Source organism: Verticiella alkaliphila, assembly GCF_018904615.1.
In the GTDB taxonomy this organism is placed as follows: Bacteria; Pseudomonadota; Gammaproteobacteria; order Burkholderiales; family Burkholderiaceae_B; genus Verticiella; species Verticiella alkaliphila.
Genome location: NZ_JADCNH010000011.1, coordinates 104,073 through 118,806, shown reverse-complemented (window position 1 = coordinate 118,806; position 14,734 = coordinate 104,073). Strand labels below are relative to the sequence as shown.

The 14,734-nt window shown below is 66.0% G+C and carries 12 protein-coding genes and 1 pseudogene; 11 read left to right on the top strand and 2 right to left on the bottom strand.

Going from position 1 to position 14,734, the window contains the following annotated elements; genetic code table 11:
• Window positions 1-184: 184 nt before the first annotated feature.
• From IMZ29_RS09960 to IMZ29_RS09930, 7 genes and pseudogenes are all read left to right on the top strand, one after another.
• Window positions 185-655, top strand: coding sequence for a type II toxin-antitoxin system VapC family toxin (locus tag IMZ29_RS09960; protein ID WP_216183277.1), 471 nt, complete (start codon window positions 185-187; stop codon window positions 653-655).
• 84 nt (window positions 656-739) lie between these two features.
• Window positions 740-973: a type II toxin-antitoxin system VapB family antitoxin gene (vapB, locus tag IMZ29_RS09955; protein WP_216183275.1), complete on the top strand. Its 234-nt coding sequence runs from the start codon at window positions 740-742 to the stop codon at window positions 971-973.
• Window positions 973-1,377 carry a type II toxin-antitoxin system tRNA(fMet)-specific endonuclease VapC gene (vapC, locus tag IMZ29_RS09950; RefSeq protein WP_216183273.1) on the top strand — a complete coding sequence of 135 codons (405 nt, stop codon included), beginning with the start codon at window positions 973-975 and terminating at the stop codon, window positions 1,375-1,377. The genes vapB and vapC overlap by 1 nt, the downstream gene beginning before the upstream one ends.
• Before the next feature lie 2 nt (window positions 1,378-1,379).
• On the top strand, window positions 1,380-2,288 hold the full coding sequence (locus IMZ29_RS09945) for an EamA family transporter (protein WP_216183271.1): 909 nt from the start codon (window positions 1,380-1,382) through the stop codon (window positions 2,286-2,288).
• 96 nt (window positions 2,289-2,384) lie between these two features.
• Window positions 2,385-4,375 (top strand): annotated as a pseudogene (locus tag IMZ29_RS09940) (acetoacetate--CoA ligase).
• A 37-nt stretch (window positions 4,376-4,412) separates the two neighbouring features.
• On the top strand, window positions 4,413-5,381 hold the full coding sequence (locus tag IMZ29_RS09935) for a Bug family tripartite tricarboxylate transporter substrate binding protein (protein ID WP_216183269.1): 969 nt from the start codon (window positions 4,413-4,415) through the stop codon (window positions 5,379-5,381).
• 13 nt (window positions 5,382-5,394) lie between these two features.
• On the top strand, window positions 5,395-5,859 hold the full coding sequence (locus IMZ29_RS09930; protein ID WP_216183267.1) for a MarR family winged helix-turn-helix transcriptional regulator: 465 nt from the start codon (window positions 5,395-5,397) through the stop codon (window positions 5,857-5,859).
• Window positions 5,860-5,896: 37 nt separating this feature from the next.
• Here the strand turns inward: IMZ29_RS09930 and IMZ29_RS09925 are convergent, their stop codons facing one another.
• Complete coding sequence (locus IMZ29_RS09925; RefSeq protein WP_216183264.1) at window positions 5,897-7,327, bottom strand: hypothetical protein; 1,431 nt, start codon at window positions 7,325-7,327, stop codon at window positions 5,897-5,899.
• A 343-nt stretch (window positions 7,328-7,670) separates the two neighbouring features.
• Between IMZ29_RS09925 and acnA the strand changes: the two genes are divergently transcribed.
• Together acnA and IMZ29_RS09915 are read left to right on the top strand one after the other, a co-directional pair.
• Window positions 7,671-10,400: an aconitate hydratase AcnA gene (acnA, locus tag IMZ29_RS09920; protein WP_216183263.1), complete on the top strand. Its 2,730-nt coding sequence runs from the start codon at window positions 7,671-7,673 to the stop codon at window positions 10,398-10,400.
• On the top strand, window positions 10,393-10,995 hold the full coding sequence (locus tag IMZ29_RS09915; protein WP_216183261.1) for a YcxB family protein: 603 nt from the start codon (window positions 10,393-10,395) through the stop codon (window positions 10,993-10,995). Before acnA ends, IMZ29_RS09915 begins: the two co-directional genes overlap by 8 nt.
• A 210-nt stretch (window positions 10,996-11,205) precedes the next feature.
• Here the strand turns inward: IMZ29_RS09915 and IMZ29_RS09910 are convergent, their stop codons facing one another.
• Window positions 11,206-12,645, bottom strand: coding sequence for an NAD-dependent succinate-semialdehyde dehydrogenase (locus IMZ29_RS09910; RefSeq protein WP_216183259.1), 1,440 nt, complete (start codon window positions 12,643-12,645; stop codon window positions 11,206-11,208).
• Between the two features lie 155 nt (window positions 12,646-12,800).
• Here IMZ29_RS09910 and IMZ29_RS09905 point away from each other — a divergent pair, with 155 nt between their 5' ends.
• Window positions 12,801-14,018 (top strand): DUF2863 family protein, encoded by a 1,218-nt coding sequence (locus IMZ29_RS09905; protein WP_216183257.1) that lies wholly within the window; start codon window positions 12,801-12,803, stop codon window positions 14,016-14,018.
• A 6-nt stretch (window positions 14,019-14,024) separates the two neighbouring features.
• Complete coding sequence (locus IMZ29_RS09900; RefSeq protein WP_216183255.1) at window positions 14,025-14,702, top strand: hypothetical protein; 678 nt, start codon at window positions 14,025-14,027, stop codon at window positions 14,700-14,702.
• Window positions 14,703-14,734 lie beyond the last annotated feature (32 nt).

Below are 14,734 nucleotides of genomic sequence, written 5' to 3'. Positions count from 1 at the left end.
ACGGTCAGCTTGAACTGCTCGTCGTACTTCGCCATGAAAAACACCCCAAAAGTTGGATCCGTGTCCAACTTTTGGGGTGCAGTTCACGAGCCTGGCTTTTTCTTTAGGCTCGGGCTCTCTGCCGCCTCGATCGAAGCTCACGGTCGCGCACGTCACTGAAGCGTCTTATCATAGTAGGCGTGCCATGACGATCACGACCCTATCCGGCCGGGAACTGAATCAGGACGTGACCCGGGCGAAGAAGGCCACAAAGGACGGCCCCGTGTTCATCACTGATCGCGGCAAGCCCGCGCACGTGACGGCATGGGCGCAAAGCGTGGATGCCGCCGATCTCTTCATATCGGCCATCACCGTCATGGAGTTGGAGCTCGGCGTTCTGTCGATCGAACGCAAGGACGCCACCCAGGGAGCCCTGCTCCGCGCGTGGCTGGAGCAGCACGTCTTACCCGAGTTCGCTGACCGCACGTTGCCTGTCGCCCTCCCCCCCGTGGCACAGCGCTGCGCTCGGCTGCGTGTCCGAGACAAGCGTGGCGAGCGGGACGCGCTCATCGCAGCTACCGCGCTGGTGCACGGCATGACCGTGGTGACACGAAACGTGGACGACGTCAAGCCGACCAAGGTGGCCATCGTCAACCCTTGGTCGCTATCGCCTTAACAGCAAACAGGCCCGCTCCCTGACGTTGCAACGAATGCTATATACTTCATGTATATACATCAGCAAAACACGTCAGGGGGCATCATGTCTGTCGGCACGATATTCACCAACAACCGCACCCAGGCCGTTCGCCTTCCCGTGGACGCTCGTCTTCCGGAGGGCGTTCACAAAGTGGAAATCCGCGTGCGCGGCAACGAGCGCATCCTGACCCCTGTGGGGCAAACGTGGGATAGCTTCTTCTTGAACGGCCCGACCGTGAGCGAAGACTTCCTGCCAGAGCGCGCGAGTCAGGATCAGCCTGATCGGGAAGCTCTCTGATGTTGCGCTACCTGCTCGATACCAACATTGTCATCTACGTGCTGAAGCGGCGTCCGATCGAGGTCCTCGCCACCTTCAATGCCAATGCTACCCGCATGGCGATCTCGGCCATCACGCTGGCCGAGCTGTTGCATGGTGCGGAGAAGAGCAGCCGCGTCAGCGAGAACCTGTCGGCGATAGAGGATTTCTGCAGCCGTCTCCAGGTACTGTCCTACGACGCAAAAGCCGCTCAGCACTACGGTGCGATCCGGGCGGCGCTGGAAAAGCGGGGTCAGCCGATTGGCGTGAACGACCTGCATATTGCGGGACATGCACGCAGCGCAGGTTTGGTGTTGGTGACGAATAACGTGTCGGAGTTCGAGAGAGTTCCGGCACTCGAAATCGAGAACTGGGTCAACCCGTAGCCATGCCCGTCTCTCACCAACTCCTCGCTCTGGCCGTCGTCCTCGTCTGGGGTACCAACTTCGTCGTCATCGCCTGGGCGCTCGCGGAATTTCCGCCCTTCCTCCTCACGGTGCTGCGCTTCGCGCTCTCGGCCCTGCCCTGGATCTTCTTCATCCGTCGGCCGGCGGTGCCCTGGACGACGCTCGCGGCCTTTGGCACCTTGATCGGCGCGGGGCAGTTCGGCTTGCTGTACTGGGCCATGCAGCGCGACATCACGCCGGGGGTCGCCTCGCTGGTCATTCAATCGCAGGTGTTCTTCACGATTCTGCTGTCGGTGGCACTCTATGGGGAGCGGCTGGGCCGCTTGCAGATCGCGGGGCTGTTGCTGGCGGGGGGTGGTTACGGGCTGGTGGCGTGGCGGGGCATTGGGGATGCGGAATCCGCGATCACGCTGTTGGGGCTGGGCATGGGGCTGGCTGCGGCGTTCTCCTGGGCGTGCGCGAATCTCACGGTGCGCAAGCTGGGGCGTATCGACATGCTGGGCTTCACGGTGTGGAGCAGTCTCTACGCGGTGGTGCCGGTGGCCTTGCTGAGCCTTTTCCTGGAGGGGCCGGATCGCATCCTGCATGCCGTGCAGCACGCCACCTGGGCGGGCTGGAGCGCCGCGCTCTGGCAAGGCCTGGGCAATACGGTGTTCGGCTTTGGCATCTGGAATTGGCTCCTGGCGCGGCACTCGGCGGGCACGGTGGCGCCGTCGGCGCTGCTGGTGCCGATCATCGGGATGCTGTCCTCGGCCTGGTGGCTGGCCGAGCCGCTGCCGGCCTGGAAGCTCGCCGCCGGCGCGCTCGTCATCACGGGGTTGGCGTTGAATCTCTACGCGGCGCGTCTGCGGGCGGCCGCGCTGCTGGCGGCGGCCAAGACACCGCACTGAGCAGTCAGTTCCCCGGGGGTTTGCCCCAAGCGCCAGATCGCGCGGTAGCCGATATCCTTCTGCCCCATAACGATTATGGTTCAGAAGGATTCTTCCATGGCACTCGAAGAAGGCACCGAACTCTGGCGTCCTGGCGCTGACAAGATTCAGGACACGCGGCTTGCGGCCTTTATGGCGTGGTTGCGCGATGAGCGCGGCCTGGCGTTCGACGACTATCCGGCGCTCTGGCAATGGTCGGTGCACGATCTGGATGCCTTCTGGCGGGCGGTGTGGGATTTCTTTGACATCAAGGCCGAGGGCGACCCTGCCCCGGCCCTGGCGCACGAGGCCATGCCGGGCGCGGTGTGGTTTCCGAAGGTGCGGTTGAACTACGCTGAGCAGGTCTTCCGTCATGCCGAGCGCACCACGCCGGCGCTGCTGGCGCGAAGCGAATCGGGTGCGCCGCGCGAGGTGACGTGGGCCGAGCTCCAGGCCCGCTCCGGCGCGCTGGCGGCCAGCCTGCGCCGCATGGGCGTGACGGCGGGCGACCGTGTCGTCTCCTACATGCCGAACACGCCTGAGACGGTGATTGCGTTTCTCGCCTGCGCGAGCATCGGCGCGGTGTGGTCGAGCTGCTCGCCGGACATGGGCGTGTCGGTGGTGCTGGATCGCTTCCAGCAGATCGAGCCCAAGGTGCTCTTCGCGGTGGAAGGCTATGGCTACAACGGCAAGCGCTTTGACCGCACCCAGGTGGTGGGCGAGCTGATCGCCGCCCTGCCCTCGCTGGAGCACGTCGTTCACGTGCCGGGCGCGGCCGATGCCGCGTTGCCGGCTTGGCCCAAGGTGCAGGCCTGGGATGCGCTCGTCGCCCAGCCGGCGGAGCTCACCTTCACCCGCCTGCCCTTCGATCATCCGCTGTGGGTGGTGTATTCCTCGGGCACCACGGGCCTGCCCAAGGCCATGGTGCACGGCCACGGCGGCATCGTGCTCACGCACCTGAAGACGAACCAGCTGCAGCACGACGTGCGGCCGGGGGATCGCTTTATGTTCCTGGGCAGCACGGGCTGGATCGTGTGGAACCTGATGGTGGGCGGACTGCTCTCGGGCGCCACGGTGGTGCTTTCGGATGGCAACCCAGCCTATCCCGATGCGAATGCGCTGTGGCGCTTCATCGACACGGCAGGCGTCACGCACTTTGGCTGCGGCGCGGCCTTCCTGATTCAGAACATGAAGGCTGGCCTGCGGCCGGCGGATATCGGCGCGTTCTCGGCGCTGCGCGCCATCAACTCCACTGGCTCGCCCCTGCCCCTGGACGCCTACGCCTGGGTGTACGCCAACGTGAAGACGGACGTCTGGCTGGCGTCCATCAGCGGCGGCACGGACATCGCCTCGGGCTTCGTGGCCTGCGCGCCTTCGTTGCCGGTGAACGCGGGCGAGATCCAGTGCGCTGAGCTGGGCGTGGCGGCCTATGCCTTCAATGAAGCGGGCGAACCCGTCGTGGACGAAGTGGGTGAACTCGTCATCACCCGCCCCATGCCATCCATGCCCCTGCGCTTCTGGAACGACCCGGACGACGCACGTTATCTCGCGAGCTACTTCGACACCTTCCCCGGCGTGTGGCGCCACGGCGACTGGATCCGCTTCACGCCGCGCGGCACGGCGGTGATCTATGGCCGCTCGGACACCACGATCAACCGCTATGGCATCCGCATGGGCACGGCCGAGATCTACCGCGTGGTGGAAGAAATGCCCGAGATCCAGGACAGCCTGGTCGTGGATCTGGAGTACCTGGGCCGGCCTCGTACATGCCGCTCTTCGTGGTCGTGAAACCTGGCCACGTGCTGGACGACGCCTTGAAGGCGCGTGTGCGCGATCAGGTGCGCACCCGGGCCTCGGCGCGCCACGTGCCCAACGATGTGTTCGCCGTGGCCGAGATTCCGCGCACGCTGACGGGCAAGAAGATGGAGTTGCCCATCCGCAAGCTGCTGCTGGGGGCGGACGCGGCCAAGGTGGCGAGCCCGGATGCGATGGCCAACCCGCACAGCCTCGCGTGGTTCGTGGACTTTGCCTGCGATCTGGACACGCATATCGCCGCGGTCAAGACCTGACGGCGCGCGACACCCACAACGATAACGGAGACACCGCATGCACTTCCTGCCCCGCTTGACCGCCGCGGCCACCCTCGCGGCATGCCTCGCCGCGCCGGCCCTCGCCCAGGCCTTCCCGAACGACAAGCCCGTGCGCATCGTTGTGCCCTTCGTGCCAGGCGGCCCGGTCGACAACATGGCGCGCATCCTGAGCGAGAAGCTCGGCACCGCCTTTGGCTCGCCGGTGGTGGTGGACAACCGCCCCGGCGCGGGCGGCAACATCGGCTCGGACCACGTCGCCAAATCGGCGGCGGACGGCCATACCCTGCTCTTCGCCTCGGGCAGCATCCTCACGATGAACGAGGCGATCTACCCGAGCCTCACCTTCAGCCCCGCCAAGGATTTCACCCCCATCAGCGTGGTGGGCGACATGCCGCTCATCGTGGCGGTCAATGCCGGGACGCCCGCCGATACCCTGCCCGCCTTCATCGACTACGCCAAGACGTCGCCCGCCTTCTTCAGCTCGCCCGGCAACGGCACCACGGGCCACGCTGCCGCCGAGCTGCTGAACAGCGCCGCGGGCGTGAAGATCACGCACGTGCCCTACAAGGGCGGCGCGGAATCGGCGATGGCCGTGATGTCCGGCCAGGTGACGGGCGCCATCGACACGCCGCCCTCGCTGCTGCCGCACATCCGTGCGGGCAAGATCAAGGCACTCGCCATCGCAGGGCCGGAACGCCTCTCGCAACTCCCGGAGGTGCCCACCACGACGGAGGCCGGCATGCCCGAGCTTCAGGTGCTGACGTGGTTCGCGCTCGTCGCCCCTGATGGCACCCCCGCGCCCGTGGTGGAACGCCTGCACGGCGAGGTGGCCAAGGCACTGGCGGAGGATGACGTGAAGACGCGTTTTGCGGCGATGGCGATCCGCCCCGCGGGTGATTCACCGGCAGATTCGGCGCGCTTCATCGACAGCGAGCGCGAGAAGTGGGAGGGCATCATCCGTCAGGCGGGCATCCGCCTGGAATGAGCGCGCGCGTCCCATGACCCACTCGAACGACGTCGACATCACACTGCCCGACACGCTCGACCAGACCTTCCTGCTCGGTCTCGTCGGGCACAGCGCGCGCCTAGCCTTCTCGATGATCCGGCCGCACTTTCAGCGCGAGATGCTGGCCTTCGATCTGCGGCCTTCGGATTTTGCGGTGCTCAGCCTGATCTCCGCGAATCCAGGTCTGGCGCCAAAGCAGTTGGCCGAGGCGATCAACGTGTCGCCGCCCAATCTGGCGGCGGTGCTGGCGCGGCTGGAGGGACGTGAGCTGGTGGCTCGCGAGCGCGGCGCCACGGATCAACGCACCCAGTGCTTGCGACTCACGGCAACGGGCGAGGCGCACTATGCGGCGGCGGCCGACGTCGTCAGCCGCCTGGAAGCGCAAGCCACTGCGATGCTCGACGACACAGAACGTGCCGAGCTGCTGCGGCTGCTGCACAAGATCGCCGGCAAGTGAAGGCGACGGGGCCGGCCAGGCCGGCCCCGCGTCAGGCTCAGCGCACGGACAGCGTGTACGGGCCGTTGTCCTCGTCGATCGACGTGGCGTAGATCCTATATTCGCCTGGCTGCAGCGAGAGCGACAGACGCGCGTCGTAGTTGCCGCCGCTGTCGTCGTCTTCCTGATCCACGGTGTCGCCCACGATGCGCAGATACGAGTCGATTGTCTCGGAGCGCATCTCGATCGTGTAGCGCCCGGCGCGCGTCACGCGCAGACGGTACTCATCGCCCTCGGGTGAGGTGAGCTCGGCGCGCACCGTCTGGCCGACGGTGATGTCGCCGCCGCCAGGCTGCGGGGCTTCGCTCAGCGTGGTGGCCAGCGTGAAGAGGCCCGAACCGTTGTCGTAGCCGTTGGCCGTGATCGTGTAGGTGCCGGGCGAGAGCGTGCGCTCGATGCGGGCATCCGAGCCACCGCCGCTGTCATCATCGGTGGCGTGCACGCCCGGGCCGTCCAGCGTCAGGTAGCTGTCGATCGCGCTCGACTTCATGTCGATCACCACGCGCTGGCGCTCGGTGAGCCGCAGTTCGTAGCGCAGATCCTGGCCGCTGTAGAGGCCGGTCACGGTAGCGCCAGGTTGCAGCGGGCCGCCCTGCGACAGCTCCGTGCCGGCCGGCAGGGCCTGACGCTCCACGGACAGGCTGTACAGGCCCGCGTCGCCACGATCCAGGCCTGAGGCCTGGAGCTCATAGGTGCCAGCCTTCAGGAAGGCGGAGATCTTGGCGTCCGAGCCGCCGCCGCTGTCGTCGTCCTCCTGGGTCACGCCATTGCCCGAGAGTTTCAGGAAGGCATCGAAGTTCTGCGAGCGCAGATAGATGTCGTACAGGCCGTCTTCTTCGACCGCCAGTTGATAGGTGTTGTGGCCTCTGTTGGCGCTGTCGGCTGACGCCGACAATGCGCCCTCGAGCGTCTCGCCCGCTTTCACCGGACCGCTGTTGCGCACCTCGATGGCCTGCGTCACGACACGGAACGGGCCGTAGCGCGTGGCATCGGCACCGCTCACGCCCAGTTGATACTCGCCATCGGCCTCGGCCGTGTGGACGAGCGTGGTGCTGCGGCGCTGCGATCCGCTGCTGCTGCCACCGCAGCAGCCCGAGCTGCTCTCGCCAAACGACGAGTTTCCATTAGACACATTCAGTAGCTCACCCTCTTTATAGAGCGAGAGCACACCTTGCAGAGACCCTTCGAGAGAAATCTTCGTCGTCGTATTGCCCTTCAGGTTGACGGTGAGCACTGAGTAGCGGCTGCCATCGTTGATGTTCGTGGGGCTTTGTGTGGTCAATTCCCCGCGGAACGGCTCGCCCATGTTGACGACGGGCGGCTTGGCCGGCCCAGCCGCTGGGGTCTCCTTCTGCTGGCAAGCCGCCAGCGAGACAGCCAGCACGCTCAAGGCCAGGACGGTGGTTCGACGCAAGGAGGTAATCCCCATGATGACTCCGGAAGGTATGCAACTGAACATTGGTATTTTTCGAAGCGCGAGGGGCATGCCCTCAGCGCCCGCGCATTATCACGCCGGGATTTGTCAGACGTACCTCGGACCCGTTACCAAGATCCTTCATTGTGTGTCCGGAGTTTTCCTTGCAGCGGGGCTTGTCGGCATCTAGATCCCGTCACGGCGCAGTTCTTGCTGAACTTTACCTACCCGTCTGAGTCTGATATCTTATATCTTATATAAGACTACTGGAGCGCGACGCTGAGAACTACAATGCGCATAGTCGCAAGCGCGCGTCGACGATGGTAGATTTGACATGATTTCCTCTCGGAGCCCCAACATGCCGCACAACAGCTTCAGTACCCTCAAGTCCTTCAAGATAGGCGACAAGAAGACCGGGCAGTACTACTCCCTGCCGGCACTGGGCAAGGCCCTGGGTGTCGACATTTCGCGCTTGCCGGTGTCGATCCGCGTCGTGCTCGAAGCCGTGCTGCGCAACTGTGATGGCAAGAAGGTGACCGAAGAGCACGTGCGCCAGCTCGCCAACTGGCAGCCCAATGGCGTGCGCGAAGACGAGATCCCCTTCGTGGTGGCGCGCGTGGTGCTGCAGGATTTCACCGGCGTGCCCCTGCTGGCGGATCTGGCCGCCATGCGCAGCGTGGCCGCCAAGATGGGCAAGAACCCGAAGGCCATCGAGCCCCTGGTGCCCGTGGACCTGGTCGTGGATCACTCGGTCATGATCGACCACTTCGGCGGCCCCAAGGCGCTCGACTTGAACATGAAGCTCGAATTCCAGCGCAATCGCGAGCGCTACGAATTCATGAAGTGGGGCATGCAGGCCTTCGACACGTTCGGCGTGGTGCCCCCGGGCTTTGGCATCGTCCACCAGGTGAACCTGGAGTACCTGGCGCGCGGCGTGCACAACACGGCGGACAAGGTCTACTACCCTGACACGCTCGTGGGCACGGATAGCCACACCACGATGATCAACGGCATCGGCGTGGTGGGCTGGGGTGTGGGCGGTATCGAGGCCGAGGCCGGCATGCTCGGCCAGCCGGTGTATTTCCTGACCCCCGACGTCGTTGGCGTGGAATTGAAGGGCCAACTGCGCGAAGGCGTGACCGCCACTGACCTCGTGCTGCGCATCACCGAGATGCTGCGCCAGGAAAAGGTGGTGGGCAAGTTCGTGGAATTCTGTGGCGAGGGCACGTCCAGCCTGTCGGTGACGGACCGTGCCACCATCGGCAACATGGCGCCTGAATACGGCGCGACGATGGGCTTCTTCCCGGTGGACGACCGCACCATCGATTACTTCGTCAACACCGGCCGCACCAAGGACGAGATCGCCGCGCTGCAGGGCTACTTCAAGGCCCAGAAGCTGTACGGTGTGCCCAAGGCCAAGGACATCGACTACACCAAGCTGCTCACGCTGGATCTGTCCACGGTGGCACCCTCGCTGGCCGGCCCCAAGCGCCCGCAGGATCGCATCGAGATCGGGCACATCAAGAATACGTTCATCGATCTCTTCAGCAAGCCGATTGCGGACAACGGCTTTGCCCAGGCCCCCGAGAAGCTCGGCCAGGTCTTCCCCGCCGGCAAGAAGGGCAACCTGCGCAATGGCGACGTGCTGATCGCCGCCATCACCTCCTGCACCAACACCTCCAACCCCAACGTGATGCTGGCCGCCGGCCTGCTCGCGAAGAAGGCGGTGGAGGCCGGGCTCACGGTATCGCGCAAGGTGAAGACCTCGCTTGCCCCGGGCTCGCGCGTGGTGACGCACTATCTGGAGAAGACGGGTCTCCTGCCCTATCTCGAGAAGCTGGGCTTCAGCGTGGCGGCCTACGGCTGCACCACCTGCATCGGCAACGCGGGGGATCTGGCCCAGGAATACAACGACGCCATCGTCGAGAACGATCTGGTGTGCGCGGCCGTGCTCTCGGGCAACCGCAATTTCGAGGCGCGCATCCACCCGAACATCAAGGCCAACTTCCTCGCCTCGCCGCCCCTGGTCGTGGCCTATGCCATCGCCGGCAACATGACGGTGGACCTGATGACCGAGCCGGTGGGCCGCGGCCATGACGGCGACGTCTGGCTGGGCAACATCTGGCCGACCTCCGCCGAGATCCAGGCGCTGGTCACCAGCGCCATGACGCCCGAGGACTTCCGCAAGAACTACGCGCAAGTCCAGGGCAACCCGGGCAAGCTCTGGGAAAAGATCAAGGGCGTGAAGGGCGACACCTACAACTGGCCGTCGTCCACCTACATCGCCGAGCCGCCCTTCTTCGAGGATTTCTCGATGACGCCCAAGCCCATGCCGCCCGTGACCGGTGCGCGTGCCCTGGGCCTCTTCGGTGATTCGATCACGACGGACCACATCTCGCCCGCCGGTTCGATCAAGGAAACGTCGCCGGCCGGCAAATGGCTCAAGGAACACAACGTCCTGAAGCCCGACTTCAACAGCTACGGCTCGCGTCGCGGCAATCACGAGATCATGATGCGCGGCACCTTCGCCAACGTGCGCATCAAGAACCTCATGATCCCGGCGCGCGCGGATGGCACGCGCGTGGAAGGCGGCGAGACGCTCTTCCAGCCCACCGGCGAACAGATGTCGATCTATGACGCCGCCATGCGCTACATCGCCGAGGGTACGTCCACCGTGATCTTCGGCGGCGAAGAGTACGGCACCGGGTCGTCGCGCGACTGGGCCGCCAAGGGCACGCAGCTCCTGGGCGTGAAGGCCGTGATCGCCCGCAGCTTCGAGCGCATCCACCGCAGCAACTTGGTCGGCATGGGCGTGCTGCCCCTGCAGTTCAAGGGCGGCGACAGCGCGCAATCGCTCGGCATCACCGGCAGCGAGACCTACGACATCACGGGCCTGGAAAACGGCATTCGTCCGCAGCAGGACGTGAAGCTGCACATCCATCGTGCGGACGGCACCAAGCAGGAAGTGACCGTGCTGCTGCGCATCGATACGCCGATCGAGGTGGACTACTACCAGCACGGCGGCATCCTGCCCTTCGTGCTGCGTCAGCTGCTGGCCGATGCGGCCCAGGTGGACAAGGTTGCCTGAGTCGGCAGCCCCCCTGCCCGGCGCGTCTCCTCTGGAGAGCGCCGGGCCTGCGTGCCGCGTCACGGTCGTCTACACGGCCGATGACCTGGCGCGCGGGCAGTATCTCTTCTATCGCGCACAATTGCGGCGCCGGAGCACGTGGATCGCGTACGGAGCGCTCTGGGCCTTCGCGCTTGTGGTATTCGGGGCCCTGCAATGGCCCCTCACGGCTCCCGCCGTTGTCACCTTGCTGCTGATGGCCCTGCTGCTGCCGATTGTCATCGTCGGCCTACCTTGGCTCATCGTGCGTCTCACGGCGCGCTGGGGTGCGCGCCGCGCGCTGCGCAAGCAGATGACGCTGCCGGGTGGACACGAGTTTGCCTGGACGGCCGAGCGGCTGGCCATGCGCAGCCGCTACGGCACAGCCGACGTGCCGTGGAAGGATTTCGTGGACGTGGCGCAGAACGACGCGCTCTGGCTGCTCTTCATCTCGGATCGGATGTACTACCTGGTTCCGAGACGGGTGTTGTCGCCCGAGCAGATGGCCAGCTTCCAGCAGGCACTGGCCAGCGGGCGCGGCATGCCAACGTCGTCGCTGTCACCGGCAGAGCGCTGAAAGCACGTTCAGGCGCGCGCATGACGTGTTCCAGGCGCCGCAGACAAGCGGTATCGACCAGGCCCACATCGACACACCGCACCGACGTGCTTTGCGCATGTGCCGAGCGCTTCGTAAGCGCCCACGTGACGACGGCCGCCCGATCCCGGGCGGCCGTCGTGCATTCACGCCTGAATCAGCAACGCCAGGCCATCAGCCCGGCGCCCATCCTCAGACCTGCGTGACGAGCTTCGTGACGAGGTAGCCGTCGAAGGTCTCGCTGCCGCCTTCGCTGCCGATGCCGCTGTCCTTGATGCCGCCGAAGGGCAGCTCGGAGAGCGCAACGCCGAAGTGGTTGATGCCGATCATGCCGGCTTCCAGACCCGTCGACACCTGGTGTGCCGTCTGCAGGTTCGTGGTGAAGACGTAGGACGCCAGGCCGAACGGCAGGCTGTTGGCGCGCTTCAGCACTTCCTCGGTGGTCTTGAACTTCGTGAGCGGCGCGATGGGGCCGAAGGGCTCTTCGGTCATCAGGCGCGAATCGTCCGGCAGGCCGGCGATCACGGTGGGGGCGTAGAAGTAGCCCTTGCCGCCGCCCAGTTGCAGGCGCTCGCCGCCGGTGAGCACCTTGCCGCCCCGATCGTGGGCGTCGGCCACGAAGGACGCCATGGCGTCCACGCGGCGCTCGTGCGCGAGCGGGCCCATCTGCGTGCCCTTCTCCAGGCCGTCACCCACGCGGATCTTGCTCACCGCATCGACGAAGCGCTCGGCGAAGGCGTCGTACACGCCTTCCTGGATGTAGAAGCGCGTGGGCGAGATGCAGACCTGGCCGGCGTTGCGCGATTTGAACTTGGCCAGGTGCACGGCGGCGGTGTCGATGTCCGCGTCGTTGAAGACCAGTACCGGCGAGTGCCCGCCCAGCTCCATCGTGACGCGCTTCATGTGCTTGCCGGCCAGGGCGGCGAGCTCCTTGCCCACCGGCACGGAGCCGGTGAAGGAGATCTTGCGCACCACGGGCGATTCGATGAGGTAGCTCGAGACCTCGTGCGGCACGCCCCAAACGATGTTCAGCACGCCCGCGGGCAGGCCGGCGTCGTGAAAGAGACGGGCCATGGCGACCACGCCGCTCGGCGCATCTTCCGGGCCCTTCAGGATCAGGGTGCAGCCCGCGGCGATGGCAGCGGCGGCCTTGCGGATGGCCTGGTTGAACGGGAAATTCCAGGGGGTGAAGGCGGCGCACACGCCCACCGGCTCACGGATCACCATCTGGCGCACGTTCGGGTCACGCGAGGGCACCAGGCGGCCGTAGATGCGGCGGGCCTCTTCGGCGTGCCACTCGGCGTGCTCGGCGCAGCCCTGCACTTCGGCCACGGCCTCGGCAAGCGGCTTGCCCTGGTCCAGCGTCATGTTGCGCCCGATCTCCTGGGCACGCTCGCGCGCGAGCTCGCCCACCTTGCGCAGGATGCGCGAGCGCTCCAGCGGCGAGGTGCGGCGCCATTCGGCGAAGGCGCGCTCGGCGGACGCGATGGCGCGGTCCAGATCCTCGCGGCTCGCGTGCGGCAGCTTGCCGATGACCTCGCCCGTGGCGGGGTTCACGACGTCCTGAGACTTGCGGCCGTCGGCGACGAATTCGCCATCGATATAGAGTGCGAGGTTCTCGTATGCGGTCATGGTCTCTCCTTGTTCCTTGTGTCTGCGTGTCGTTCGCGGTGCGCGCAATCCGCCATCATGCAGAAATCGCCGGGCGTTGACAAACGCGGAGGCTGGGTTTTTGGACCTGCCGCGCGGCAGAGTACACTAAGCGGTTGACTCTAGAAGCCGCAACGATGCCTCGCACGCGCACCACCTCAGCCAGCCGTCCCCATCGCGACACCGAGCGCCTCGTGCAGCTCGCGCAGGCGTTGCACGCCTCCACCAGCCGCGTCGAAGACCGCTTCTGGGAGCGCCAGATCGAGACCACGCTCGAAAAGCTCTTCAAGGCGGGCCAGGATGCGCCAGTCGAAGGCGCGCTCGATCAGCTCCTCGGGGTGGAGGGCGGCGCCTATGACGTCCTCATCGAGATGTGCGAGACGCTGTCCGAATCCTTCGTCTTCGAGAAGGACGGCCAGCGCTACGAGGCGCTGCTCATCGTGGCGCCGCTCGCCGTCTGGACGCGCTACCAGATCCCCGCCAACAAGATCCGCCCCGAAGCCCTGGACGCGCTGCGCGCGCAGCTGCATGGTCACGTGCTGGCCCAGGATGCACAGCTGGCGCTCGTGCCCACGCTGCTGTCGGTCGACCAGATGCCGCGCACGTTCTCGGCCACCCTGCAATGGCTGCAACGCCTCACGATGCAGGCCATCGGCAAGAACACCACGCAGAAGGTCACCATCGCGCAGGATACGGAAATCGCCGGCATGCTGGCCGACAGCCGTTACCTCGCCGGCGTGGTGGTGGTGCCCGAAGGCGCGCCGATGTTCCGCTGGCAGGAAGCCCCGGACGATCCTCAAGCCACCCGCCTGGCCTGCCTCACCGGCTGGACGGCCCAGGCCGAGCCCACGCTCGCCAGCCTGCTGCCGGGCTGCGGCTTCGACATCCTGCTGCCGGACGCCTGGTATGTCGGCAACCGCGAAGCGGATCGCCGCGTGCGCCCGCTCTCGCTGCGCGCCGCCCTGGGCTGGCTCGAGACCGCTGCGGGCTTCCAGCCGGACGGCCTGCGCGCCGTCATCGCCGGCTGTGGCGAGCACCAGATCGACGAGTACCGCATCGGCTTCACGGCCCGCAACAGCAACGATGTGATCTATGGCTGCGTCTGGCCGCTCTTCGGCCGTGAAGACGCCGAGCCGGAGCTGCTGGGCGAGGAAGGCGCGCCCACCGGTGCCCTGGAAGAGATCGTGGGCCTTCTGAAGGCCCTGGGCATGACGGACATCCGTCGTCTGCCCGGCATCCTGCCGATGGAATTCTGCGAGGACTGCGGCGCACCGCTTTTTCCGGATCCCGTCGGGAACATGGAGCACGCCGAGCTACCGGAAGACGTGGACACCACGCCCAAACACTTTCACTGAACACGCATGCGCCCGGACGATGCCGCCGCCCCGCCGGACTCGCCACGACGCTATGCCGTCATTCTGAATACACGCTGGCACCAGGCCGCCCTCATTGCCAGCTTCTTTCTGGTGCCTGGCGGCATCATGGGTGGCGTGACGCTCGCTTTGAGCGTCCTGCGCTGGGAAGGCGCGGCGGCGGTCGTGGCGCTCGCGCTGTTGGGCGCGGTGCTCGGCGCCTTGCCGGTGCTCCTCGCCCGCCGTCTCATGCCACCCAGGCGCACCGTCGCCGTCTTCAGCGACCGAGTCGAATTCTCGGGCATGGACGCCCTGCCTTTCACGGCATTGTCCGGCTACGGCACCGATGACTACATCAAGCTGCATCGCCATTGCGGCGCCACACTACTCGTGTCTCACCAGATGCGCCACATCGCAGACTACGCGCCTTTGCGCCAAGCGCTGATCAGCGCGCTCGAGAACTGGCATGTCACGCACCCTCGCAGCGCCACACGCCTGCGCCGGCATCACTTCTACGGCTCGACGCGGGCACGCGCCGTGGGTGCCTTCCTGGTTGCCGCGAGCGTGATGCTGGGCGTCGCCTTGCTCGTCGTGCCCGGCGCGCCGGTGTCCGGCGCATTCATCGTGCTGTCGGGCTTGCTGTTCGGCGTGCGTCTCCTGATGAGCAAACCGCGTCTGGATCCGTAAAGCTGTCCGCAGCCGCCGTCATCTGACAGTAA